The 25,259-nt window shown below is 68.9% G+C and carries 18 protein-coding genes, 5 tRNA genes and 2 pseudogenes; 9 read left to right on the top strand and 16 right to left on the bottom strand.

Annotation, left to right across the window (positions count from 1 at the left end; all coding sequences use genetic code 11):
• The first annotated feature begins 225 nt into the window (after positions 1-225).
• Positions 226-1,335 carry an NAD(P)-binding domain-containing protein gene (locus tag BT364_RS18930; RefSeq protein WP_256260059.1) on the top strand — a complete coding sequence of 370 codons (1,110 nt, stop codon included), beginning with the start codon at positions 226-228 and terminating at the stop codon, positions 1,333-1,335.
• Positions 1,336-1,347: 12 nt separating this feature from the next.
• Here BT364_RS18930 and mltG read toward each other — a convergent pair.
• Together mltG and BT364_RS18920 are read right to left on the bottom strand one after the other, a co-directional pair.
• A pseudogene (gene mltG, locus BT364_RS18925) lies at positions 1,348-1,978 on the bottom strand (endolytic transglycosylase MltG); the annotation flags it as partial.
• Positions 1,979-2,327: 349 nt separating this feature from the next.
• On the bottom strand, positions 2,328-4,133 hold the full coding sequence (locus tag BT364_RS18920) for an ABC transporter ATP-binding protein (RefSeq protein WP_072486355.1): 1,806 nt from the start codon (positions 4,131-4,133) through the stop codon (positions 2,328-2,330).
• A 148-nt stretch (positions 4,134-4,281) separates the two neighbouring features.
• On the opposite strand from BT364_RS18920, the gene BT364_RS18915 reads away from it, so the two are divergent.
• The 5 genes from BT364_RS18915 to BT364_RS18895 all read left to right on the top strand — a co-directional run bounded on the left by BT364_RS18915 (position 4,282) and on the right by BT364_RS18895 (position 13,229).
• Positions 4,282-4,725 (top strand): MarR family winged helix-turn-helix transcriptional regulator, encoded by a 444-nt coding sequence (locus tag BT364_RS18915; RefSeq protein ID WP_072486354.1) that lies wholly within the window; start codon positions 4,282-4,284, stop codon positions 4,723-4,725.
• Between the two features lie 85 nt (positions 4,726-4,810).
• Positions 4,811-7,762, top strand: a complete 2,952-nt coding sequence (locus tag BT364_RS18910) for an FAD-binding and (Fe-S)-binding domain-containing protein (RefSeq protein ID WP_072486353.1) — start codon at positions 4,811-4,813, stop codon at positions 7,760-7,762.
• A 215-nt stretch (positions 7,763-7,977) separates the two neighbouring features.
• Positions 7,978-9,426: a Gfo/Idh/MocA family protein gene (locus BT364_RS18905; protein WP_079179529.1), complete on the top strand. Its 1,449-nt coding sequence runs from the start codon at positions 7,978-7,980 to the stop codon at positions 9,424-9,426.
• 198 nt (positions 9,427-9,624) lie between these two features.
• Positions 9,625-11,451 carry an ABC transporter transmembrane domain-containing protein gene (locus BT364_RS18900; RefSeq protein ID WP_072486351.1) on the top strand — a complete coding sequence of 609 codons (1,827 nt, stop codon included), beginning with the start codon at positions 9,625-9,627 and terminating at the stop codon, positions 11,449-11,451.
• Complete coding sequence (locus tag BT364_RS18895; RefSeq protein ID WP_072486350.1) at positions 11,448-13,229, top strand: ABC transporter ATP-binding protein; 1,782 nt, start codon at positions 11,448-11,450, stop codon at positions 13,227-13,229. The genes BT364_RS18900 and BT364_RS18895 overlap by 4 nt, the downstream gene beginning before the upstream one ends.
• Positions 13,230-13,272: 43 nt before the next feature.
• Here the strand turns inward: BT364_RS18895 and BT364_RS18890 are convergent, their stop codons facing one another.
• Positions 13,273-14,064, bottom strand: coding sequence for a metal-dependent hydrolase (locus tag BT364_RS18890; protein WP_072486349.1), 792 nt, complete (start codon positions 14,062-14,064; stop codon positions 13,273-13,275).
• Between the two features lie 138 nt (positions 14,065-14,202).
• Between BT364_RS18890 and BT364_RS18885 the strand changes: the two genes are divergently transcribed.
• Together BT364_RS18885 and BT364_RS18880 are read left to right on the top strand one after the other, a co-directional pair.
• On the top strand, positions 14,203-16,716 hold the full coding sequence (locus BT364_RS18885; RefSeq protein WP_072486348.1) for a DEAD/DEAH box helicase: 2,514 nt from the start codon (positions 14,203-14,205) through the stop codon (positions 16,714-16,716).
• Between the two features lie 48 nt (positions 16,717-16,764).
• Positions 16,765-17,115 (top strand): annotated as a pseudogene (locus tag BT364_RS18880) (acyl-CoA thioesterase); the annotation flags it as partial.
• An 88-nt stretch (positions 17,116-17,203) separates the two neighbouring features.
• Here BT364_RS18880 and BT364_RS44600 read toward each other — a convergent pair.
• The 8 genes from BT364_RS44600 to BT364_RS18840 all read right to left on the bottom strand — a co-directional run bounded on the left by BT364_RS44600 (position 17,204) and on the right by BT364_RS18840 (position 21,816).
• Complete coding sequence (locus tag BT364_RS44600; RefSeq protein ID WP_072486347.1) at positions 17,204-17,479, bottom strand: DUF7848 domain-containing protein; 276 nt, start codon at positions 17,477-17,479, stop codon at positions 17,204-17,206.
• 299 nt (positions 17,480-17,778) lie between these two features.
• Positions 17,779-18,984, bottom strand: coding sequence for a helix-turn-helix domain-containing protein (locus BT364_RS18865; protein ID WP_072486345.1), 1,206 nt, complete (start codon positions 18,982-18,984; stop codon positions 17,779-17,781).
• Positions 18,985-19,074: 90 nt separating this feature from the next.
• Positions 19,075-19,377: a hypothetical protein gene (locus BT364_RS18860; RefSeq protein WP_072486344.1), complete on the bottom strand. Its 303-nt coding sequence runs from the start codon at positions 19,375-19,377 to the stop codon at positions 19,075-19,077.
• Positions 19,378-19,432: 55 nt separating this feature from the next.
• Positions 19,433-20,545 (bottom strand): hypothetical protein, encoded by a 1,113-nt coding sequence (locus BT364_RS18855; protein ID WP_256260058.1) that lies wholly within the window; start codon positions 20,543-20,545, stop codon positions 19,433-19,435.
• Positions 20,532-20,978: a phage terminase small subunit gene (locus tag BT364_RS18850; RefSeq protein ID WP_072486482.1), complete on the bottom strand. Its 447-nt coding sequence runs from the start codon at positions 20,976-20,978 to the stop codon at positions 20,532-20,534. The genes BT364_RS18855 and BT364_RS18850 overlap by 14 nt, the downstream gene beginning before the upstream one ends.
• 253 nt (positions 20,979-21,231) lie before the next feature.
• Positions 21,232-21,438: an HNH endonuclease gene (locus BT364_RS18845; RefSeq protein ID WP_256260073.1), complete on the bottom strand. Its 207-nt coding sequence runs from the start codon at positions 21,436-21,438 to the stop codon at positions 21,232-21,234.
• A gap of 102 nt (positions 21,439-21,540) precedes the next feature.
• Positions 21,541-21,675 carry a hypothetical protein gene (locus BT364_RS43100; RefSeq protein WP_256260057.1) on the bottom strand — a complete coding sequence of 45 codons (135 nt, stop codon included), beginning with the start codon at positions 21,673-21,675 and terminating at the stop codon, positions 21,541-21,543.
• 63 nt (positions 21,676-21,738) lie between these two features.
• Positions 21,739-21,816: transfer RNA gene (locus tag BT364_RS18840), tRNA-Pro, on the bottom strand.
• Between the two features lie 255 nt (positions 21,817-22,071).
• Here BT364_RS18840 and BT364_RS41615 point away from each other — a divergent pair.
• Complete coding sequence (locus tag BT364_RS41615; RefSeq protein ID WP_177328165.1) at positions 22,072-22,230, top strand: hypothetical protein; 159 nt, start codon at positions 22,072-22,074, stop codon at positions 22,228-22,230.
• 138 nt (positions 22,231-22,368) lie between these two features.
• Here the strand turns inward: BT364_RS41615 and BT364_RS41610 are convergent.
• From BT364_RS41610 to BT364_RS18825, 5 genes are all read right to left on the bottom strand, one after another.
• A tRNA-Ser gene (locus tag BT364_RS41610) sits at positions 22,369-22,454 on the bottom strand.
• A 2-nt stretch (positions 22,455-22,456) separates the two neighbouring features.
• A tRNA-Gln gene (locus BT364_RS18835) sits at positions 22,457-22,528 on the bottom strand.
• Between the two features lie 191 nt (positions 22,529-22,719).
• Positions 22,720-22,792 (bottom strand) — tRNA-Asp (locus BT364_RS18830).
• Positions 22,793-22,932: 140 nt separating this feature from the next.
• Positions 22,933-23,010 (bottom strand) — tRNA-OTHER (locus BT364_RS41605).
• Positions 23,011-23,551: 541 nt separating this feature from the next.
• The gene (locus BT364_RS18825; protein WP_256260072.1) at positions 23,552-25,195 is read right to left on the bottom strand and encodes a recombinase family protein; all 1,644 of its coding nucleotides are present in this window, start codon (positions 25,193-25,195) and stop codon (positions 23,552-23,554) included.
• Between the last annotated feature and the right edge of the window lie 64 nt (positions 25,196-25,259).

Raw genomic sequence — 25,259 nt, 5'->3', positions numbered from 1 at the left:
GAGGGGAGGGGCAGGTCCTGTTGCGTGCTCTCGGACAGGCAGTGCTCGAACCGCGCCCGCGTGTCCGGTCCGACCGGATCGAGAAGTACCACGCGCTGGGGGTGGAGCACAGCGGGCCGGTGGGTCTTCGCACCGGCCCGCCGCGGGCCGGTGGGGAGGAGCCGCAATCGGTCGGGGAAGATCCTCGCCCCCGTCACAGTTGGTAGAAACGTGAACAACTTTGGGGTGGCCGCAGTACGCGAGATCGATGTTGTCGTGGTAGGCGCCGGACAGGCCGGACTGTCCGGCGCCTACCATCTGCGCCGCACCGGCCTGGAGCCCGATCGCGACTTCGTCGTGCTGGACCATGCCCCGCACCCCGGCGGCGCCTGGCAGTTCCGCTGGCCCTCGCTGACGTACGGCAAGGTCCACGGCATGCACGCCCTGCCCGGCATGGAGCTCACCGGCGCGGACGACGACCGGCCCTCCTCCGAGGTGATCGGTGAGTACTTCACCGCGTACGAGCGTGCCTTCGACCTGCGGGTCCACCGCCCCGTCGAGGTGAGCACGGTACGTGAGGGTGCCGACGGGCGGCTGCTCGTCGAGACCTCCGAGGGTACGTACGCCACCCGTGCCCTGATCAACGCCACCGGCACCTGGGACCGGCCGTTCTGGCCGCGCTACCCGGGGCAGGAGAGCTTCCGGGGGCGGCAACTGCACACCGCGAATTACCCGGGTCCGGCCGAATTCACCGGACAGCGCGTGGTGGTGGTCGGCGGCGGCGCCTCCGGTACGCAGCATCTGATGGAGATCGCCGAGGTGGCGGCCGAGACGTACTGGGTGACGCGACGGCCACCGGTCTTCCGGGACGGCCCCTTCGACGCGGACCGGGGACGGGCCGCGGTGGCACTGGTGGAGGAGCGGGTGCGGCGCGGGCTGCCCCCGGAGAGTGTGGTGAGCGTGACCGGGCTGCCGCTCACGGACGCGGTGCGGCGTGCCCGCGAGACGGGGGTGCTGGACCGGCTGCCGATGTTCGACCGGATCACGCCCGACGGGGTCGCCTGGGACGACGGCCGGACGGTCGAGGCGGACGTCATCCTCTGGGCCACCGGATTCCGGGCCGCCATCGATCACCTCGCACCCCTGAAGCTGCGCGAGCCGGGCGGCGGCATCCGGGTCGAGGGCACTCGGGCGGTACGGGACGCGCGCATCCATCTCGTCGGGTACGGGCCGTCCGCCAGCACGATCGGCGCCAACCGGGCGGGGCGGGCTGCGGTGCGCGCGATCGGCCGGCTGCTGGACGGGCAGGACGCGGTGGCGGAGGCCGATGCGGCACTCGCCCCCGCCGTGGTGTGACGGCGCGGGTGCTCAGCCGGCGGACGCGCCGCGGTGGTTGCGGTTGAACTCCGCCACGTTCTTCTGGTGTTCCGTGTAGCTGCCGGTGAAACGGGTGTCCCCCGGCCCGACCGTGACGAAGTACAGCCACGCTCCGGGAGTGGGGTTGATCGCCGCCGTCATCGCCTGCTCCCCCGGGTTCCCGATGGGGGGTGGGCGGCAGCCCCTTGCGCTCATAGCTGTTGTACGGGCTGTCGATCTTCGTGTCGCCCTCGGTGGTGTGCAGGGTGCTGCGGTTCAGCGCGTAGTTGAGCGTGGAGTCCATCTGGAGCGGCATGCTCCGGTCCAGCCGGTTGTAGACGACTCTGGCGACCTTGCCCATGTCGGCCACGCTGTCCGCCTCCGCCTGCACGATGCTCGCGATCGTCACCGTCCGGTACACCGGGACGCCGTTGCGCCGTGCGCCCTCGGTGATGTGGCCCGCGCCGAATCGCCGAACCGCGGTGTCGACCATGTACCTGAGCAGGCTCTGCGGGGTCGTGCCAGAGGTGACGGGGTACGTCGCCGGGAAGAGGTAGCCCTCGGGATTGCCCTTCGCCGCGGCCGGGAGCGGCAGGTCCGCCGTACCGGCGGCCTTCTCGGTGGTCCCGGGCTCGACCGCGAGGCCCGGACGACACGGGCCCGGCATTCCCGGAATGGAACACACGAACAAGGGATCGGATGTTCGCTGGAACGCGTGATCGTTCCGCAATTCGTTGCTCAACTCCCCTGCGGCGCAGGATGATTACAGGGCGCAAGCGACGGGCTGCAGACCGCGACTGCGCTGTCCCACATATGCACCACGTACAAGGAGAAACACCGAATGAACGTCATCACCAACCTGCTCGCCGGCATCGTCCACTTCGTGGGTTGGCTCATCTGACCATCGCTCCGCCCGGCGCCGTCGCTCCCCGTCCCACGGGAGCGGCGGCGTCGCCGCGTGTGCGGCCCGACGGTCCGCCCGGTCTCGTCGATCAGCTTGTCGCGGGGGCCAGTTGGGTGTCGCGTCGGACCAGCGCGGCATAGCGGCCGTCTCGTCGGAGCAGTTCCTCGTGGCTGCCGCGCTCGGCGGTCCGGCCGCCGTCCAGGACGACGATCTGGTCGGCGTCGCGGACGGTGGAGAGCCGGTGCGCGATGGTGATGGTCGTACGCCCCTCGGAGAGCGCGTCGATCGCTTCCTGCACGGCGAATTCCGTACGGGTGTCGAGGGCGCTCGTCGCCTCGTCGAGCACCAGGACGGGCGGGTCGCGCAGAATCGTGCGGGCGATCGCGAGGCGCTGCTTCTCGCCGCCGGAGAAGCGGTAGCCGCGCTCGCCGACGAGGGTGTCGTAGCCGTCGGGCAGTGAGGCGATGTGGTCGTGGATCTGTGCCGCGCGGGCCGCCGCCTCGATCTCGGCGTCGGTCGCGTCCGGCTTGGCGAAGCGCAGGTTGTCGGCGACCGAGGCGTGGAAGAGGTAGGTCTCCTGGGAGACCACGCCCACGGCTCTCGCCAGGGTGTCGAAATCCAGATCGCGTACGTCGACTCCGTCGAGCGTGACCCGGCCGCCGGTGACGTCGTAGAGCCGGGGCACCAGATGGCTGAGCGTGGACTTGCCGGATCCGGTCGGCCCGACGACCGCCAGGCTGCCGCCGGCCGGGACGGTCACATCGATGCCGCTGAGGGTCGGACCACTCTTCTCGTCGTAGCTGAAGTCGACGTCCTCGAAGCGGATCTCGCCGCGGATCGTCTCCAGCCGGACCGGGTTCTCGGGCTCGGTGATGTCCACGTCGAGGTCGAGGTACTCGAAGATCCGCTGGAAGAGCGCGAGGGACGTCTGCATGTCCACCCCGGTGGAGAGCAGGCTCACGGCGGGCCGGAAGAGGCCCTGCTGGAGCGAGACGAAGGCGACGAGGGTGCCGATGGAGACGGCGGGTCCGCCGGACTGCAGGGCGAGGCCGGCCGCCCAGTAGATGACGGCGGGCATGGCGGCCATGACGATGCCGATCGTGGACATCCGCCACCGCCCGGCCATGCTGGAACGCACTTCGAGGTCGACGAGCTTCTCGGACTCCTCGGCGAAGCCCTTGGTGAGGGAGTCCGCACGGCCCATCGTCCGGCCGAGCAGGATGCCGCTGACGGAGAGCGACTCGGTGACCGTGGCCGCCATGGCGGCCATCTGCTTCTGGCGCCGGGTGGTGATCTTCTTGCGCTCGCGGCCGACCCTGCGGCTGATCCAGACGAAGACCGGCAGCAGCAGGAGCGAGACCAGGGTGAGCCGCCAGTCGAGCGCCAGCATGGCGACGACCGTGGCGATGACCGCGGTGAGATTGGAGACCAGCGACGTCGCGGTGGAGGTGACGGTCGCCTGCATGCCGCCAATGTCGTTGGCGATGCGGGACTGGACCTCGCCGGTGCGGGTCCGGGTGAAGAAGGCGAGCGGCATCCGCTGCAGCTGGGCGTAGACGGCGGTGCGCAGGTCGTGCATGACCCGCTGGCCGACCGTGGTGGAGATCAGGGTCTGCAGGACACCGAAGACGCTGTTCATCACGGCGGTGAGGATCATGCCGAGGGCGAGCAGCGACAACAGCCCCGTACGCCCCTGGGGGATGGCGGTGTCCAGGATCTCGCGCAGCAGGAAGGGCGAGGCGACCGACACCAGCGACGAGGCGCCGACGAGCAGCCCGACCAGCGCGAGCCGGCCTCGGTAGGGACGGAAGAGGCGCAGGATGCGGCGCACCTCGGCGGGCGGACGGTTCGCGTCCTTCGGCGGGGGTGTCCAGTTGATCGCGTCGGGTTTCATGGGCTCCTTCGTCGGGCGTGCGGCGGCTGCGACTCGAGCGGGGGGTCGGGCAGGGCTTCGAGCAGGGGCTCGAGCGAGCGGACTTTTGAGAGCTTAGCTCATTGTTACCTATGCTCACAATGAATGGAGTCCTGATATTGTTCCCTTCATGGACTCCTCCGACGCCGACGGCGTGCTCGCCGAGCAGTTGCTGCGGGTGACCCGCAGGCTCCAGCGGATCCAGAGCCGCCAGCTGGAGCCGATGGGCATCACTCCCGCGCAGTTCCGGCTGCTCCGCACCGTCGCGCATTACGACGGCCCGCCCCGGATGGCCGATCTCGCGCAGCGCCTGGACGTCGTCCCGCGCGCCGTGACCACCCTGGTCGACGGCCTGGAGGCGAGCGGACGGGTGCGTCGCGCCCCCGATCCGGACAGCCGCCGGGTGGTCCGCATCGAGATCACCGAGGAGGGCCTCGCCACCCTCCGGTCGCTGCGCGAAGCGCGCCGCGCCGCCGCAGAGGAGATCCTGGCCCCACTGACCGCCGATCAGCGCACGGTGTTCGGCGGGCTGCTGTCCGCTCTGGTCAACGGAATGCCGGAGCGCCGCTGTTAGAACACCGCACGGACACGCATGCGCCCGCCGGGTGACGCGCGTCCGCCGCCGTGGAACCGAACCGAACCGCCGAGGAGACCTCGACATGCCACTGCTGGAGCCGAAGCCGGAAGCACTCCGCCCCGAAGCGGTGCGGACGCCGTCCGTGGACCGGGTCCCCGACCGGCAGGCTCCGGGCACGCCCGAGCCGCTGCGCGGCGATCTGATCGCCCTGCTCGGTCCGGAGAAGGTGCTGTGGAATGTCTCCGACCTGGTGAAGTACGCCTCCGACGCCAGCCCGTACCGCTTCGTCCCGCAGGTCGTCGTGGTCCCGGAGGACATCGACGACATCTCGGCGGTCCTGTCGTACGCGCACGGAAGGGGCCGTGAGGTCGTCTTCCGGGCGGCCGGCACCAGTCTGAACGGCCAGGCCCAGGGCGAGGACATCCTGGTCGACGTCCGCCACCACTGGGCGGGCATCGAGGTCCTGGACGACGGCGCGCAGGCCCGTATCCGGCCGGGTACGACGGTCGTGCGGGCCAATGCCGCCCTCGCCCGCCACGGCCGGCTGCTGGGCCCCGACCCGGCCAGCGCCATCGCCTGCACGATCGGCGGAGTCGTCGCCAACAACGCCTCGGGGATGACGGCGGGCACGACCCGCAATTCCTACCGCACGGTCTCCTCCCTCATCTTCGTGCTGCCGAGCGGCACCGTCGTCGACACGGCCGATCCGGCCGCGGACGAGGACCTCGCCCGCGCCGAGCCGCGGCTGTGCGAGGGGCTGCTGGCCCTGAAGGCGGAGATCGAGGCGGATGCCGCGCTCACCGCCCGGATCCGCGCCAAGTACGAGATCAAGAACACCAACGGCTACCGCCTCGACGCCTTCCTGGACGGCTCGACACCGGTCCAGATCCTGCGCGGTCTGATGGTCGGCTCCGAGGGCACCTTCGGCTTCATCTCCGAGGTCGTCTTCGACACGCTGCCGCTGGACCGCCGGATCTCCACGGCCCTGCTGTTCTTCCCGTCCCTGACCGCGGCGGCGGCCGCCGTGCCCCGGTTCAGCGAGGCAGGGGCGATCGCCGTCGAGCTGATGGACGGCAATACGCTGCGCGCGTCGGTGAGTGTCCAGGGCGTGCCCGCGGACTGGGCCGAGCTGCCCAAGGAGACCGCGGCGCTGCTGGTGGAGTTCCGGGCCCCGGACGAGCGCGGCCAGGAGGCGTACGAGCGGGCGGCGGCGGCCGTCGTCGAGGAGCTCGACCTGGTCGCGCCCGTCCCCTCGGTGACCAATGGGTTCACCCGTGACACCAAGGTCATCTCCGGCTACTGGAAGGCCCGCAAGGCATTCGTCACCGCGGTCGGCGGCTCCCGCCCCTCGGGTACGACGCTGATCACGGAGGACTTCGCAGTGCCGCCCGCCCGGCTGGCCGAGGCCTGCGAGGCCCTGCTCTCGCTCCAGGCGGAACACGGCTTCGACGCCGCCGTGGCGGGCCACGCGGCGCACGGCAACCTCCACTTCCTGCTCGCCTTCGACGCGGCCGAGCCGTCCGACGTCGACCGCTACGCCGCGTTCATGGACGACTTCTGCCGGCTGACGGTGGAGCGTTTCGACGGCTCCCTGAAGGCCGAGCACGCCACCGGCCGCAATATCGCCCCCTTCCTGGAGCTGGAATGGGGCCCCAGGGCGACCGAGCTGATGTGGCGCACCAAGCAGATCATCGACCCCGACGGCGTCCTGGCCCCCCGGATCGTCCTCGACCGCGACCCGAAGGCCCATCTGCGCGGGCTGAAGACCATTCCCGAGGTCGAGGCGATCGCCGACCCCTGCATCGAGTGCGGTTTCTGCGAGCCCACCTGTCCCAGCCACGACCTGACCACGTCCCCGCGCCAGCGGATCGTGCTGCGCCGGGAGATGATGCGGCAGCCCGGCGGCTCCCCGGTGGAGACGCAGCTGCTCGACGCCTACGGCTATGACGCCGTCGACACCTGTGCCGGCGACTCGACATGCAAGCTCGCCTGCCCGGTGGGCATCGACACCGGCGCCATGATGAAGGACTTCCGTCACCGGCGGCACTCGCCGCGCGAGGAGCGGATCGCGGCGCTCACGGCGAAGAACTTCAAAGCGGTGGAGGCGGCGGCGCGGCTCGCGGTGGCCGCGGCCGACCGGATCGGCGACCGGCTCGGCGACGGACCGCTGGAGACCGTCACCGCTCTCGCCCGCAGGGCCGTGCGCCCCGATCTGGTACCCGAGTGGCTGCCGGAGATTCCTGGCGCCGCCGCCCGTAAGCTGCCCCGCACCTCCCGTGTCGGGGCGAGTGCGGTCTACTACCCGGCGTGTGTGAACCGCATCTTCGGCGGCCCCGAGGGCCATCGCGGTCCGTCGCTGCCGCAGGCCGTCGTCGCCGTCTCCGCCCGCGCCGGAAAGCCGGTATGGATTCCGGACGATGTCGCAGGGACCTGCTGCGCGACGATCTGGCACTCCAAGGGGTACGACGAGGGCAACGCGGTGATGGCCAACCGCATCGTGGAGGCGGCCTGGGGCTGGACGGCCGGCGGAAAGCTCCCACTGGTCGTCGACGCCTCGTCGTGCACCCTGGGCATCGCCCATGAGGTGGTGCCGTATCTCACCGACGACAACCGGGAGTTGCACCGGGAGCTGACCATCGTCGACTCCCTGGTCTGGGCGGCCGACGAGCTGCTTCCGAAGCTGACGGTCCTCCGGAAGACCGGTTCGGCGGTCCTGCACCCGACGTGCTCCATGCAGCATCTGGACGATGTGCAGCAGCTTCGTACGGTCGCGGAGGCCTGCGCCGAGGAGGTCGTGATCCCCGACGACGCCGGCTGCTGCGCCTTCGCGGGCGACCGGGGCATGCTGCACAAGGAGTTGACGGCCTCGGCGACGGCGAAGGAGGCCGCCGAGGTGAACGGGCGCGAGTACGACGCCTATCTCTCGGCCAACCGGATGTGCGAGATCGGTATGGACCGGGCCACGGGCCACTCGTACCACTCGGTGCTGATGGAACTGGAACGGGCCACCCGGCCAGGGGCTGTGGTGCGCTGATAACGGGGGCCGGACGGCCCCCGTAGCCGCCCTGTAGCGCCGGGCGGGCTCGACACCTTCGAGCCCGCCCGGCGTTTTCACGCAGGCACGAAAGTCCATGGTTTCGGAACGGGAGTCCAATCGCTCCCCTTGCGCAACAACAGCCCCAACTACCAAGGTCCTTATCGAGGTTCATTCACCAGCCGCGCACGTCAGACCCCCTTCACGGAGGATCGATGAACGACGCAGCACAGCAGAACGACGGTACGCAGGGCGGCGACGAGGGCTCCATGAGCCGCCGCTCGGTGCTCTGGACGACCGCCTCGGTGGCCGGCGCCGGGCTCGGGCTCGGCGCCCTCGGCAGCTCCACCGCGGCCGCCGCCATCGGACGGGGCCCGGAGGCCGCCGCGGACCTGGCGGAGGCTCCGAAGCGCCAGGGCCGGACCATGGTGGGGGTCCCCTTCGACCGGCGCTCCACCGTCCGGGTCGGCATCGTCGGCCTCGGCAACCGCGGTGGCAGCATGATCGATCTCTTCCTCGCCGTCAGCGGCGTACAGGTCGTCGCCGTCTGCGACCCGGTCAAGGCGAAGGCCCAACGGGCCGCCGCGAAGGTGACCGCTGCGGGTCAGCCGGCTCCCGCCGTCTACACCAACGGTGAGGACGACTACGAGAACCTCTGCAAGCGCGGAGACATCGACTTCGTCTATGTGGCGACGCCGTGGGACTTCCACTTCCAGATGGCGAAGACCGCCATGCTGAACGGCAAGCATGTCGGTGTGGAGTGTCCGATCGCTCTCCAGCTCGACCAGCTCTGGGAACTGGTCGATCTGTCCGAGCGCACCAGACGCCACTGCATGCAGCTGGAGAACTGCTGCTACGGGCAGAACGAGATGCGGGTGCTGCGCATGGCGCATGCCGGTCTCTTCGGTGACCTGCTGCACGGCGCGGGCGCGTACAACCACGATCTGCGTGGCCTGATGTTCGACCCGGACTACTACGAAGGCCCCTGGCGCAGGCTCTGGCACACCAGGCTGCGGGGCGATCTCTACCCCAACCACGGGTTCGGTCCGGTCGCCAACTACATGGACATCAACCGCGGCGACCGTGCGGTGAGCATCACCAGTGTCGGTTCCCCGTCCCTCGGGCTCGCCGAGTACCGCGAGAAGAACATGCCGGCCGGCGACCCGAGCTGGAAGGAGACCTACATCGAGTCCGACCGGACGATCAGTCTCGTCCAGACCGCCAAGGGGCGGGTCATCCGGCTGGAGCACGATGTGTCCACCCCGCATCCGTACTCGCGGATCAACAGCCTCGGCGGTACGAAGGGCGTCTTCGAGGACTACCCCGCCCGGATCTACATCGAGCCCGACCACACCAACGACAACTGGGGCGACTTCTCCGAATACCAGGATTGGGACCACTGGCTGTGGAAGGAACACGCCAATCCGCCGGGCGGCCACGGCGGCATGGACTACATGCTGGTGTTCCGGCTGATGCAGTGCATGCGGCTCGGCCTCGTCCCCGACTTCGACGTGTACGACGCGGCGACCTGGACGTCCCCCGTGCCGCTCAGCCACCTGTCCATCCGGGCGAAGGGCGCGCCGCAACAGATCCCGGACTTCACCCGCGGTGAGTGGAAGAAGGCCCGCTCCGGCATGGACTCGGAGAACCCCGAGAAGGCCTGAGCGGCCGGCCGGGCCGGGCACGGGCCCGCAGGGCCCGTGCCCGGCCCGCCCGTGCGCGTCGCGGCCGTAACGCGATACAGACGTTTCCGGAGAAAACCAATTGCTCGAACCGACGTCCCGGGGCGAACCTGACACGGTTTGGATCATTCGCCTTGATCCAGGCACCGAACGCCCAGTCACACCGAACCATGGGACGTCATGCAGATTCGCGATCTTCCCTACCCGGATCCCGGCGATCCCGATGTCCGGTCAGGGCCACGCTTCCTGCTCTGGCTCGGCCGCAATCAGCTCAGGGGCCAGCTCAAGTCCATGGCCTGGGGGCTGCTGCACCAGTGCTCCATCGCCGGGCTGCCGCCCGCCATCGGTCTGGCCGTCCAGGCGGTCGTCGACCGCTCCGGCAGCCGGCTCGCCTGGTCGGGCGGGCTGATCACGGTGCTGGGCGTGCTGATCGCGCTCGGCGACACCATGCTTCACCGGACGGCCATCACCAACTGGATCACCGCTGCCGCCCGGGTCCAGCAGCTGCTGGCCCGTAAGACCGCGGAGCTCGGCTCGGCGCTGACCCGTCGGGTCGCGGCGGGCGAAGTGGTCGCGGTTTCCACCGGTGACGTCGAAAAGATCGGATGGTTCGTCGAGGCCCTTTCGCGCTTCGCCGCGGCCGCCGCCGCCCTTGTTCTGATCTGTGCGGGGCTCCTCCTCTACCTGCCGTCGCTGGGCATCCTGGTGACGGTCGCCGTGCCGTTGCTGGCCCTCGCCGTGCTGCCGCTGCTCCCCCGGGCCACCCGGCGCGCGGACCTCCAGCGCGAGAAGGCGGGCAAGGCCACGGAGCTTGCCTCGGACACCGTGGCCGGGCTGCGGGTGCTGCGCGGGATCGGCGGCGAGGAGCTGTTCCTCGGCCGCTATCGGCGCGCCTCCCAGGAGGTCCGCGAGGCGGCGGTGCACAGCGCGCGGATGTGGTCGCTGATCTCGGCGATCCAGGTGCTGCTGCCGGGTGTGCTGCTCATCTCGCTGGTCGTGTACGGGGCAATGCTGGCGCGGGACGGCCGGATCGGGGTCGGCCAGCTGGTCACGGTGTACAGCGCGGCGACGCTGCTGCTCTTCCCGCTGCGCCACTTCGAGGAGATCGCGATGGCGTACTCCTTCTCGCGGCCGTCCGCCCAGCGCGCGGTCCGGGTGCTGTCGTTGCACCGCGCGGCCCGGCCGTCGACCCTCGACGCCGCGCCGACCGGCGATCTGTACGACCCGGTCACCGGTCTGATGGCTCCGGCCGGCCTGTTCACCGCGGTGGTCTGCGGTGATCCGGACGAGGCGGGCCGGCTGGCCGAGCGGCTCGGCGGACACGCACAGGCGGGCACCGACCCGGACGAGGACGCCGCGGAGCGCGAGGTCCTGTCCGTGCTGCTCGGTGGCGTACCGCTGGACGAGCTCCCGCTGGACTCCGCCCGGACCGCCGTGCTGGTCCAGGACAAGGACCCCGTTCTGCTCTCCGGCACCCTGCGCGAACTGCTGGACGTTCCGTCGTCCGGCCGGGTGACCGCCGAGGAGGCGCTGACCGCCGCGCAGTGCGGCGATGTGCTGGACTCCTTGGCGCAGGCCTCGCTCGCCACGGACGGCGACCCCATGACGACCCGGATCACCGAGCGCGGCCGCTCGCTCTCGGGCGGCCAGCGCCAGCGGCTCGCGCTGGCCCGCTCCTTGGTGACCGACCCGGAGGCCCTGGTGCTCGACGAGCCGACCTCCGCCGTCGACTCGCACACGGAGGCCCGGGTCGCCGCCGGAATCAAGGCACTGCGCCAGGGCCGTACCACCGTGGCGTTCGCCTCCTCGCCGCTGCTGCTCGACCTCGCGGACCGGGTGGTGCTGGTGCACCGAGGCACCGTCGTCGCGGTCGGGGAGCACCGCGACCTGCTGCGCACGGAACCCCGCTACCGGGCCGTCGTGACACGCGAGACGGACGAGGAGATCGCGGCCCTGGCCTCCCGGGGCGCGACCGCAACGATCGAGGAAGTCGAGGAACGGGCATGATCGGCGTCGCAGTACCGGCGTACGACCCGGCCGCGCCGGAGTCGGCGACGACCCTGCCGGTCGGCACCCCCACCACCGTACGGAGCTACGTACGGGAGCTGCTGCGGCGCCATCGCGGGCGGTTCGCCGTGCTCGTCGCGTTCAACGCCGTCGCGGTGATCGCGTCGATCACCGGCCCGTATCTGCTCGGCGGGCTGGTCGAGGATCTCTCCGGGGGCGTGCGGGACCTCCATCTGGAGCGCACCGCCGGGGTGTTCGCGCTCGCGCTGGTCGTGCAGACCGTGTTCACCCGGTTGATGCGCCTGCGCAGCGCGATGCTCGGCGAGGAGATGCTGGCCGATCTGCGCGAGGACTTCCTCGTACGGTCGGTCGGGCTGCCGCCGGGGGTGCTGGAGCGGGCCGGTACCGGAGATCTGCTCTCCAGGATCACCACGGACATCGACCGGCTGGCCAATGCGATGCGCGAGGCCGTGCCGCAGCTGGCGATCGGCGTGGTGTGGGCGGGGCTGCTGCTCGCCGCTCTCACCGTGACGGCTCCGCCGCTGGCGCTCTCGGTGCTGATCGCGCTGCCGGTGCTGATCATCGGCTGCCGCTGGTACTTCAAGCGGGCGCCGTCCGCGTACCGTTCGGAGGCCGCGGGATACGCCGCGGTCGCCGCGATGCTCGCGGAGACCGTGGACGCCGGACGGACCGTGGAGGCGCACCGTCTCGGAGCGCGCCGGGTGGCGCTGTCGGACAGGCGCATCGCGCAGTGGACCGCCTGGGAGCGCTACACGCTCTTCCTGCGCTCCGCGCTCTTCCCGGTCATCAACGTCACTTATGTGACGATTCTGGGCGCGGTGCTGATGCTCGGCGGCTGGTTCGTCATCGAGGGCTGGCTGACCGTGGGCCAGCTGACGACGGGCGCGCTGCTGGCGCAGATGATGGTCGACCCGATCGGTCTGATCCTGCGCTGGTACGACGAGCTCCAGGTCGCCCAGGTGTCGCTGGCCCGGCTGGTCGGCGTACGGGACATCGAACCGGACGCGGGCGACGCGGAGGTCGTCCCGGAGGGCCGGGACGTGCGGGCCGACGAGGTGCGCTTCGGGTACCGCGCCGGCCTCGACGTACTGCACCGGGTGTCGTTGGACGTCGCACCGGGTACGCGCCTCGCGCTGGTCGGCCCGTCCGGCGCCGGCAAGTCCACGCTGGGCCGGCTGCTGGCCGGGATCTACGCCCCGCGGTCGGGCGAAGTGACTCTCGGTGGCGCCGAGTTGTCACGGATGAGGGCGGAGGACGTACGTACGCATGTGGCGCTGGTCAACCAGGAGCACCATGTGTTCGTCGGCTCGCTGCGGGACAACCTCCTGCTGGCCCGTACGGGCGCCGAGGACGCCGAGCTGTGGGCATCGCTGGCGGCCGTCGACGCGGACGGCTGGGCGAGGAACCTGGAGGAGGGGCTGGACACCGAGGTCGGCTCCGGCGGTCTGGCGCTGACTCCGGCCCAGGCCCAGCAGATCGCCCTGGCCCGGCTGGTCCTGGCCGATCCGCACACCCTGGTGCTGGACGAGGCGACCTCGCTGCTGGACCCGCGGGCCGCCCGCCATCTGGAGCGATCCCTGGCCCGGGTGCTGGACGGCCGTACGGTCGTGGCGATCGCACACCGGCTGCACACCGCGCACGACGCGGATGTGATCGCGGTGGTGGAGGGCGGCCGGATCAGCGAACTGGGCGGTCATGACGAGCTGGTGGCGGCGGACGGCGCGTATGCGGCGCTGTGGCGGTCCTGGCACGGCTGAGCGCACCGCCCTGGGCCGCCCGGCGGCCCAGGGCGGTGCGCCGTCAGATGAAGTTCAGGGCGGCCGCCCCGCCCACTCCTCCGAGCACCATGAACACCGGCATCAGTACCTTCAGCTCCACCCAGCTCCCGGCCCGGAACCGCATGGCCTTCGGCGGGCCGATCGGGTACCAGCGCTTGCGGCCGATCGGGATGGGCCACAGGATCGGGCAGCCGGAGACGGTCAGCGCGTCACCGATGTCGTGGACGAGGGCACCGAGCACGATCGGCAGCCCGAGCCAGAGGTACTCCTGGCCGGGGGCGGTGAACAGCCAGTCCGAGCCATTGCCCGGCTTGTCCAGGACGCCGGCCAGTATCCAGGCACTGGTCGCGCCGAGCAGCCAGACCAGGACGTCGCTGGACATCCGGGCGGCCCGCCACAGCAGCCCTTCGACGGCGAGCACCAGATGGACGAAGAGGATCGCCAGGACCGCCCACCGGCCGCCGGTGATCGCCGCGGCGGAGGCCCCGGCACCGATCAGGACGGCCCAGAGCCAGGTGTGCGTCAGGGTCCGGTGGCCGCCGTTGCGGTGCGAGTCGCCGCGCATCCTGGTCGCCTTGTAGACGGCGTGCGAGAGCTTGTCGACGATCTCGCAGAGCCACCGGGACACCGGCCCGAAAGCACGCGAGATGGTCGCGGACTTGTGGTCGAGGTCCGGGGCCAGCGCGGCTCCGGCGGTGATCAGCGCGCCGACGACGAGGACGGGCCACGGCATCGCGTGGCCGGCGGCCGCCGCCGCCGCGCCCACCCCCAGCCAGGCCGCCGCCCCTGACAGAGAGTGTGCCGGTCCCATCATGGTTCTTCCCGCCCCCAGAGTCGTATCGCTGCCATTGCCGTTACGGCACGGCCGAGTTGAGTGGGAAGCGTATCGCCCGTGATCTTCATACGGTCGTCCGGTTCCCTCATCCGGGCGGAAGGCAGGCAAGATGGGGGCGTGACCCTTATCGATCAGCTGCCCCCGACCGACGACCCCGACGCCCTCTTCGAGGCTTTCTCGTCATGGACCGAGACGCGGGGCATCACCCTCTATCCGGCCCAGGAGGAGGCGCTGATCGAGGTGGTCTCCGGCGCGAATGTGATCCTCTCCACCCCGACCGGCTCCGGAAAGAGCCTGGTCGCGGCGGGTGCGCACTTCACCGCGCTGGCCCAGGACAAGGTCACCTTCTACACCGCGCCGATCAAGGCACTGGTCTCGGAGAAGTTCTTCGACCTGTGCAAGCTGTTCGGTACGGAGAACGTCGGCATGCTCACCGGCGACGCCTCGGTCAACGCCGACGCCCCGGTGATCTGCTGCACGGCCGAGGTGCTGGCCTCCATCGCGCTGCGTGACGGCAAGTACGCCGACATCGGCCAGGTCGTGATGGACGAGTTCCACTTCTACGCCGAGCCGGACCGCGGCTGGGCCTGGCAGATCCCGCTGCTGGAGCTGCCGCAGGCGCAGTTCGTCCTGATGTCGGCCACGCTCGGTGACGTCCGGATGTTCGAGGAGGACCTGACCCGCCGCACCGGCCGCCCCACCTCCGTGGTGCGCTCCGCGACCCGGCCGGTCCCGCTCAGCTACGAGTACCGGCTGACCCCGATCACCGAGACCCTCACCGAACTCCTGGACACCAGGCAGTCGCCCGTCTACATCGTGCACTTCACCCAGGCCGCGGCCGTCGAGCGGGCGCAGTCGCTGATGAGCATCAACATGTGCACCAAGGAGGAGAAGGAGAAGATCGCCGATCTGATCGGCAACTTCCGCTTCACCACCAAGTTCGGCCAGAACCTCTCCCGTTATGTGCGGCACGGCATCGGGGTGCATCACGCGGGCATGCTGCCGAAGTACCGGCGCCTGGTGGAGAAGCTCGCCCAGGCCGGTCTGCTGAAGGTGATCTGCGGTACGGACACCCTCGGCGTCGGCGTCAACGTCCCCATCCGCACCGTGCTGTTCACGGCGCTCACCAAGTACGACGGCACCCGCGTCCGTACGCTGCGCGCCCGGGAGTTCCACCAGATCGCCGGCCGTGCGGGCCGGGCCGGCTTCGACACGGCGGGCTTCGTCGTGGCGCAGGCGCCCGAGCACGTCATCGAGAACGAGAAGGCCGTCAAGAAGGCGGGCGACGACCCGAAGAAGAAGCGCAAGGTGGTCCGCAAGAAGGCCCCCGAGGGCTTCGTCGCCTGGTCGGAGACCACCTTCGACAAGCTGATCCAGTCCGACCCGGAGCCCCTGACCTCCCGTTTCCGGGTCACGCACACCATGCTGCTGTCCGTGATCGCGCGCCCCGGCAATGCCTTCGAGGCGATGCGGCGTCTGCTGGAGGACAACCACGAGCCGCGCCGGGCGCAGCTGCGGCACATCCGCCGGGCCATCGCGATCTACCGCTCGCTGCTGGACGGCGGTGTCGTGGAGCAGCTCGACGAGCCGGACGCGGAGGGCCGGATCGTCCGGCTCACCGTCGATCTCCAGCAGGACTTCGCGCTCAACCAGCCGCTGTCCACCTTCGCGCTGGCCGCGTTCGACCTGCTGGACCAGGACTCCCCCTCGTACGCGCTGGACATGGTCTCCGTCGTCGAGTCGACGCTCGACGACCCCCGGCAGATCCTCGCCGCGCAGCAGAACAAGGCGCGCGGCGAGGCGGTCGGGCAGATGAAGGCGGACGGCGTCGAGTACGAGGAGCGGATGGAGCTGCTCCAGGAGGTCACGTACCCGAAGCCGCTGAGCGAGCTGCTGTGGCACGCGTACGACGTCTACCGCAAGAGCCACCCGTGGGTGGGCGACCACCCCGTCTCGCCGAAGTCCGTGATCCGTGACATGTACGAACGCGCCATGACGTTCACGGAGTTCACCTCCAACTACGAGCTGGCCCGTACCGAGGGCATTGTGCTGCGCTATCTCGCCAGTGCGTACAAGGCGCTGGAGCACACCATCCCGGACGACCTCAAGTCCGAGGACCTGGAGGACCTGATCGCCTGGCTGGGTGAGATGGTCCGCCAGGTGGACTCCAGTCTGCTGGACGAGTGGGAGCAGCTGGCCAACCCGGAGGTGGAGACCGCCGAGCAGGCGCAGGAGCGGGCCGACGAGGTGAAGCCGGTCACGGCCAACGCCCGTGCCTTCCGGGTACTGGTGCGCAACGCGATGTTCCGCCGGGTGGAGCTGGCCGCGCTGGACAAGGTCGGTGAGCTCGGTGAGCTGGATGGCGGCTCGGGCTGGGACGAGGACGCGTGGGGCGAGGCGATGGACGCCTACTGGGACGAGTACGACGACCTGGGCACCGGTCCGGACGCCCGCGGCCCGAAGCTGCTGAGGATCGACGAGGATGCGGCGCACGGGCTGTGGCGGGTCCGGCAGACCTTCGCCGACCCGAACGGCGACCACGACTGGGGCATCAGCGCGGAGATCGATCTGGCCGCTTCCGACGAGGAGGGCCGGGCCGTGGTCCGCGTGACCTCCGTCGGTCAGCTGTGAGGGCGTACGCCCTGGGGCGGCGCCGCTGCGAGAGTGGAGACGAACGGCATGACGAATCCCGCCGAGCGCCTGGTCGATCTGCTCGACCTGGAGCGGATCGAGGTCAACATCTTCCGTGGGCGCAGCCCGCAGGAGTCCCTGCAGCGGGTCTTCGGCGGGCAGGTCGCCGGGCAGGCGCTGGTCGCGGCCGGCCGGACCACCGACGGGGACCGGCCGGTGCACTCGCTGCACGCGTACTTTCTGCGGCCGGGGCGTCCGGGTGTGCCGATCGTGTACGAGGTGGAGCGCGTCCGGGACGGCCGGTCGTTCACCACGCGCCGGGTCACGGCCGTCCAGCAGGGCCGGACGATCTTCAATCTGACGGCGTCCTTCCACCGGCCGGAGGAGGCGGGCTTCGAGCCGGGCCGTTCGGAAACGCCGAGAAGGCAGAGGCGCCGGGTGGGATGCCTCTGCCTTCTCCACCGTGTGCGTCGGCGCACACGGACCGCTACTGCCTCGCCGACGGGTGCGGGGGCACCGTGGAGGCAGTAACGGGGTCTTCTCCGTCCCGGACGACGTGGGCGTAGCTGTGGGCTGTCCGCCGGAAACCCCGGTGATTGCTTCGGCCGGCGTGCCGCAAGCACTCGACGTCAACCTCTCCCCCGTCGGGGGACGGCTCCGCGGACCATCCGCACGACAGGCACGCAGCCTCGTACGTCAGCCCGATGTCGGGGTGCTGCGTGATGCGGTGCGTAACGTTGCGAATCAGCGTGCGGGGGCTCACCGGTTCGTCCTCTTCGGGTGCGGGTGCCGGCTGATCTCGACGGCGATATCCGTTGCCCGGGACCGGCAGAACTCCGCCCGCCGCGGGTCGGTGGCGTCTCTGTACTGCTGCCACAGGGCCGCGCACACCGCGCAGCCGTCGACGGGTACCGGTGTCCTCGGCACGCTGGTTGACAGGAACACGGGGCCGGACATCCCGGTGAGTCTCATCTCACGCCTCCGCCTTGTCGTCTGGGGGATGTTGATAGTCGCGTCTCCCCAGACGGTGTGACAGGGATGGAACGTCCTACTCCCGCGACGCTATTTGTCGACCCCGAGGAATTCCGCCAGTTTCCGGAGCCCCGGTGGGTGGGACGGCAGTTCCCACAGGTCGCTCACAATGGCGACCGCGAGCGTGTGATGCCGCATCCACGTCGGTGCAACCCGCTTCAGGGACTCCAGTGCCTTTACAGCGCCTTCCGCATTGCCGACGTCCGTGTGCGCGCGGGCGACATCCAGGAGCAGCCACGTACGCCATGAGGGCGGCGTATCCTTGCTCAGCCGCATTCCCTTGGCCAGACGTAGCGCTTCCTCCGGTCGGTCATGCTGTACGGCCAGGCGTACGCGCTCGATGCGGACAGACGACTTACTGAAGACGGACAAGAGACGTCCGTCCCCCTCCGTGGGCGGCATCCTCGCCAGACGGCCGGCAGCCTCCTCCGCAGCGCGCATCATCTCGTCTGCCTGCTCGTAGTCATCAAGCCTGGCGTACGACGTAGCCGCGGACATCGTCAGTCCGCCCCACACACGGAGCCCCGATGCGTTGTCGGTGAGCCCGTCCCGCTCCAGTCCCTCAGCGGCGAACAGGGCGATGCTCGTAGCGTCGTCCAGCCGGTTGGAGCGCTGGTAGGCCCACGCCAAGGAATTGCAGATCATCGGGACTAGGAGCGGGTCCTCCGACGCCTCCGCGGCAGCTATGGCGCGCTCAAGGGCGGCAAGGGCAAGATCGAGCTTGCCCAGACGGATGCTCAGGTGTCCGGCCAACTGGAACGCCTTGCCGAGTGCCGCTTGTCCTCCGTCAGCCCCCTGCGACGCCGTGAGACGGGCGTCAGCAAGGATCCCCGGAAGCAGATTCAGAAGCTGCGGGAACTCTGCCGAGTGGTACATGGACCACGCGTCAGCAATCTCAGCGCGCAGCAGTTCGGACGTGAGGACTTCCGCCCCGTCAGGCTCCTGTGGAGGGGCGAACATGAGCGGGTGAACGGCTCGACGAACGGCCACCAACTGTGGCGGGTCAGACTCCCCCGTTGACGGGACGCCCGGAGGGTCACCCAGCAGCGTCGTCAGCTCAACACCGAGTCCGCCGGCCAGCGCATGCAGGGTCGGCAGGCGTGCGGACCCCTTGCGCTTCTGTTCCAGCTTGCGGATGACGTCGACGGACACGCCCGACTTCTCCGCCAGTTCTTCCTGTGTCAGGCCCGACAACCGACGAAGTCGGCTCAGCTTGTCCCCAAGATGCTCGCTCACAGCTCAGACGGTACGCCGACTGGTGAGGCGCAGACCACAAAGCAGAAAGCCCCCGTATCTCGTCCATGAGATACGGGGGCTTGTCCACTGCTACCCCTGCGGCCCGTGGTACCCGCCCCGCGGGGGCTGCTGTTGCTGCGGAGGGTAGCCATAGGGCTGCTGGTACGGCTGCTGCGGAGGCGGCGCGTACCCCTGCGGCTGCTGTGGGTACACCGGAGGCGCCGGCGCGTACGTCGTCGACGTCGTCTTGCGCCCCATGGCTGCCGCGATCGGCCACCCGGTGATGGCCCACAGACCGCACGTCAAGATGGTGAGGACGATGTGGAGGCCGTGATTCGCCCCGCGCTTCTCGACGTGCCGGTACTGCTGCGGTTGGTTCGGCTGCTGATACACAAGGCCCCCCTCGTGAAGAATGTGAGGGGGGCAGTCTATGTGCGCTATGCGGGAGTTAGGGCCGGTTCCGGCAGTCCTCCGGCCGGATTCCACGTCGTGCAACGTTGACGGCTTGGTTGCGAGACAGGCTTATGCCCAAGTTGGTGCCGTCCATCTGTTCCAGTTCTTCCGCCACCACTTCCCGCGTCGCGTCCACGGTACGTCGCCAGATGAGCTGATCGGAGGCCGTCACGAGCTGATTCAGGAACATTCGCTGACTGCGTTCCCGGGGCATCGTGCCGGCGTAGATCGTGGAGACGATCCAGTCGACGTCAAGCCAGTCAGCGTCACCGCGAGCGGCGATGATGCCGGCTCGAAGCTCGTCCTCGTCGGAGAGGTCGACCGGGGGCGACTCGACGGAGTCGTAATACATCCCGCTGTCGCGGTTCTTGCCTTCGACGATCTTTGAGTAGGCGTACCACGTTCGCTCAGCAACCGAGTCTTCCCCGGGGAGCGGGGCGTTCGTGATCTCCATCGTCCGGGCGCCACCGCCACGGGACTTTCCGACGTTACCGGCGATGACTTCCGCCATGTCGTGTCCGCCGTTGGACGAAACCCAGTGATGAGTCTCGTTGAGGATTACGAAGGTTGCTCGTCCACCCTCGATCGTCCTCGGGGACGACGTGACGGCCTCAATCACCCCTCCGCGCGCGGAGTAGATGATTTCCTTTCCGGGGTCGATTCCGTATTCCTCGACGAGGCGCTTCGACATCATGCCCGGGAAGAGCCGCATCGTGTTCTTCGTCTGGTCTTTCGATACCGCGCACACCTGAACCCACGGAGCGGGATGGGGAATCGCCTTCGGCATCCCGTCGCGGTCCCATCCGCCGAATCGGCAGGGGCCGACGAATTCCGTTAGAGCGAGAGCAGCCAAAAACGGGTCCTTCCCCCAGCCCTTGAGCCGGCGAACGGTTCCCTGCTTCCTCGTGAACACGCCCGCGTCGTCAATCTCGTACCAGCGAAGGACGATGCGGACTTGCTCGGGAGTGAAGCGCCAGGGACCGCCCGCGTCGGGGCCGTCGGGCTGCAAGAGGTAGTGCGACGTCCATTCGAGGACGTGCCAACCGAGGGTGCGATGCGGAGGCGGTACCGAGTCAGTCCAGGTGCGGACGGGCTCAAGTACCAGCATCCGCGCCCCCTGCGGCTGCCTGGCGGTACCCATCAAGGACCGTCAGGCGAGCGGTCTCGTGCTCGTCGACCTCACCGGTCTCGCGCTCCAGCTCGACGCGTGCGCGCCGGCGGGATCCTTCGGTCGTCAGGAGGTCCGTCATCGCGGACATGACCGACTGGAAGAGTTGGGCGCTGAACCGGGCCTGCGACAGGTTCCGGGACATCGCTTCGGCGACGTAGACCGCCGTGGCCCAGTCAGACGCCTCGTAGAAGTCGGCTTGGCCGCTCTTCCTCAGGTCGGCGTACCAGCGTTTCGCGATGGGGTGCCAATCGTCGTCCCCGCGCGGGACAGTTGGCCGCTTCGAGGCCGTTTTCGCCTTCACAAGGGCGGGGCCGGCGTCGGTGTTCCTGCGTCGTCGCTGGTCGGAGCGCTTCGGTACGGGACCGGGCATGTCGTCCTCCCTCGTTTTCGAGCGTTTTCGGGCCCGAATGAGGGGCGAAATGATCATGGAAACGTCCCCGCCGGACCACATCGGGGCTAGTCAGGGGCTGAATGGATATGCGGTCGACCTCGTCACCAAGGGTGGTCGGCGACCCTGGAACCCGTACAGGATGTGACCTGCTATGCGCTTGCGGTCAAAACGGACACTCAAAGGGGGCCTCCCCCCAGGGTAGTCATGCACGACGCTACATAGCCATGCATGGTCACAGCTCTGCCGGGTGGCGCTTCCTCCGGCGCTGCCGGCTGACCACTGGCCGGCGTGCTGCCTGGCCTTCGGCCGCGCTCTTGCGTCGGTGATGCCAACTGCACAAGCTCGTCAGATTGCTGTCGTCGTCCGACCCGCCAAGGTGGTGAGGGATGACGTGATCCACATCAGTGGCCTTCCACCCGCACCGCTTGCCCTCGTGCACCCACGTGCACTTGCCCTTATCCCTGGCCAGGATGCGCAGTCGGATCGTCGGCCAGTTGGCGGGCAGCGTGGTGCGTCGGGTGCTCGTCGACCATGCCACGGGTCAGCCCTCGTCCGAGCCGGCCGTGAAGCCGAAGCTCTTCGTCTCCGCCTCGTCCTCAACGTCGCCCTTCATGGCCGCGAGAAGGGCCGCTGACAGGTCAGCAGCACGCTTCCCGCGCAGGGCACGGATACTCACCTGGCGCTCTCCGTCAGTGATCGTAAGGCGCATGCGTCGGCTCCGTTCGTCGAGTAGGTGTTGTGGTCGGGATAGCAGGATTCGAACCTGCGGCCCTCCGCTCCCAAAGCGGATGCGCTGACCAAGCTGCGCCATATCCCGTGAAACTGGATCCTCTTGCGCCTCAACAGGTCCAACGTCTAAGCTACTTTGGTTACTTCTGCATCCGAGAGGAACCCAAGTGCGGCGTCGTCGGAAACGGTAGGGGCAGCCGCCCCCGCCGTCACCTGAAAGCACGTGCCTCGGTGAGGCATGCCCGCTTTCAGAAACTGACGCGACGACACTTTGGGGGCTCCACCCGTGACGACCACTTCAGCTCAGCCCACCGCAACGCGGAAGGGGCTGGAGGTCACCACCGTGTTCTTCGCGGCCACGACCGCAGCTCTCACCGCCGGTATCGTGGCCGCGCTCTGCCATGCTCAGGCGCTGGCCATCGTCGGCGCTGGAGGCGCAACGTTCGGCGTCGCGTTCGGCATCGGCATGAAGGTCTTTGAGCACCTCAGCAACGGGAACTAGCGTGATGGGGCGGCCTGTAGTGGGCCGCCCCTCCGCACATCCGGCGCCCCGCCCCAGTGCGTTGCCGTGGAATCGAACCACGCTAGCCGTTACCGGCGCAGGCTTTACAGGCCCGCTTGCCTCCCAGGGCTCAACGCTTGGCGGAAGGTGGAGGAGTCGAACCTCCAACGGGTCTCCCCGTGACGCTTTTCGAGAGCGCGTGGCACGCCAATGCCCGACCTTCCAGCTCCCTGCCAAGGACTCGAACCCCGACTTCCTGGTCCAGGGCCAGGCGTGCTGCCAATTGCACCAACAGGGAAAGCACTGTTCGAACGGGACTATGAAACCCTGACGTCGGTCGGAGTGTCACCGGGTTTTCTCCGGGCGCGGAGATTTCGCCCCGCCTACGGCCGTCCGTCCTTCCGAGCCGTGAGGCCCGGGTTTGCCGTGACGTCCCCGCCAACCCACGGTCAGTCAGGGCACCACGCATGGCCCTGACGAATCCCACCGCGCTCCCGACCGGACTCGAACCGGCGCCCCTCCGCTCGACAGGCGGACGCTCTGACCACTGAGCTACGGAAGCAAGGGACGTCAGAGGCTGACTCCGAGAGGTCCCGGAGTGCGTGACGTCGATGGGCATCGCGCGTTGTCGGGTGTCGCCCCGCCATGCCCTCTGGACGCGGGACAGTGGTCGATGACGAATCGTCCGTCTGCGTTCAGCAAGTGAGTGCGGAGGAGTTGAACCCCCGGCTGTACCGGTCCCTTACCAGGACCGGTGACCTCCCGTCAGCCTCGCACTCGTCTCCCGCCGATACAGGGACCGGCACCGGTCTAGTAACCGGGCAGTGTGACCGTCAGCGGGAAGCTTCACGGCCGGCGCGCTTCGACCGCGTCAGCCCCGGAGGAGAGGACGAGGCGTCGCAGGAGCGCACCGGCCGACCGGAAGGGGGACGCGTCGCCAATCGCACGCGCTCGCACGCTTCTCCCGGCCTACTAGGGTTATGCGTCGGGGCGTTTGGGGGTCAAAATGGAAAACCCCAGGTCAGAACGTTTCGGCTCTTCCAGGGGTCAAATTCCTTTACCTATCCGTTACCCATGGGGCTCGGGTGACATCCCCCTGACGACCCTGCCACACCCGAAAAACGGCCTCTGACCTGCGCCTTCGTCGTCCTGCGGCGTCTTCACGTGACACAACCCGACGTCATTTCAGGTTCTTCTTATACGCGTTAGAGAGAAACCTAAATAGACGTCATGAGGTGTCATTCACGTCATGAGCGCAGGTCAGAGACTCGTCACTCTCCGCTACACGTCACGCGGGGCGGGGAGGTCGCCCGACGAAGGGTCACTCAATGGACTCTTCCGCCTCAATCTCTGCCAAACGGGACGCTGCGGGATCAATCTGGTTGGCAGTGCTGACGGCGAAGCCACACCGGGACTCGTCGAGCTTGCGCCACCCGCCACGAGGGCCCTTCTTGACGGTCAGCTTGGCGCCCGCCGCAAGAAGCATGCGCCGACGCTCGTCGTTGATTGCGAAGATCTCCTCATCCGGCACGTCCGAGATGTCTTCGGGCATCGCTGGCCATGAATCGCGGTAGGTCTTCCCCGTGGCGACGATCTCCCGCTTCGGCTCGATGCGCGGAGTGCTTTCGAGTTCCTCCAGACGGGCATCGAGAGCGTCCGCCCGACGCTGCCATGCAGCAGCAGCAGCCTTCGAGCGCTGCTGTCCCTGTTGCTCCTGGTGCGCCTCGAACTCCCGCATCGTGGCCTCGATTTCGGGCTCGGGGTCATAGCCAGCGGTTTCCCGCACCTCCGTTACCGGGAGGTCCCCGACAGCCTTCAGGAACTCCCGCTCGACGTAGTCGTCAGCCCACACCGATTTCACCGTTGACGGTTCCTCACACACCCCGCCATTGGCCCTGGTACGACAGGTATAACTCTCACCGGGCCCTCTCGGGCGGCCACCCCCGGGTCGGGACTGGTACATGAAGCCGCTGCACGACGGACAGTGGATGACGTGCAGAAGCATCGAATGCGTGTCGGAACGAGCCGTTGGCCCCCCACCGTTCCCGAGGCGGTCCAGCAGCGCACCGATGGTGTCGAACTCCGACCTCGTCAGAATCGGGTTCTCGGTGAGCATGACGGGACGGCCCTCCGGGTCACGGACGGGGTTCCCGTCGTGCATCTTCCAGCCGATCAGCGTCGGGGACCGGAGCATGCGGGTGATAGTCCCTGCCTGCCACGCGTAGCGCTCGTGCTGACGCTTGTACTTGCCCACCTTCCCGCCCGTCGCACGGCCCTGCTTGATCTGCCGGTAGTCACGGGGGGACGGGATGCCTTCGACGTTGAGCCGTGAGGCGATTGCGGCACGGCTGTCCCCCTGCGCCTCCATCTCCATCAGTTCCCGGATGATGCGCTCGATGACCTTGACGGCCTCCGGGTCGGGGACGAGGGTAAAGCCCCCGCTGGCCAGCGGTGCGGTCATGTAGCCGTACGGCAACTGCCCGCCCCTGAACCGGAGCGGCATCAGCCGCATGGCTGCCTGTGCTCCGGTGACCCGGTCACTGATGCTCATTGACTCCACCTGCGCGGCGAAGGCGAACATGACCATCATGAGTTCGGCAATGGGGTCCATCGGGTTGCGGAAGTCGAAGACCAGCTTCGACCCTCCTCCGACCCCCTCGGAGAAAACCAGCATCTTCCGGTGCTCACGGGCCCACTTGGCGAGTTCGTACATGTCCCCCATGGATCGGATGGCACGGTCGAAGCGCCACCACACAAGCGCGTCGAACTCGTCGGGCCGTCGAAGCCACTTGCCTAGCGCGGGCCGGTCGAACGGTGCGGTCTTGCTCGCACTCACGTCGAGGTCTTCGGCCATCCTGCCGTCGAAGACGATCGACATTTCTGCGGCGACCCGGTCTGTTGCAGCGCGCTGCCGTGCGGGTGACGTTGTCTCATCCGTGAGCACGGACAACCGAATGACCTGCACGCCTCTGAGATGTGAGGCCGGGGCCGTAATCTGCGATAGCGGGTACACGCGTAGATCCTCCCAG

Source organism: Streptomyces atratus (assembly GCF_900119365.1).
GTDB lineage: Bacteria > Actinomycetota > Actinomycetes > Streptomycetales > Streptomycetaceae > Streptomyces > Streptomyces atratus_B.
Note: the sequence above shows the minus strand (reverse complement) of the source record. Positions and strands in the feature narration are given on the sequence as shown.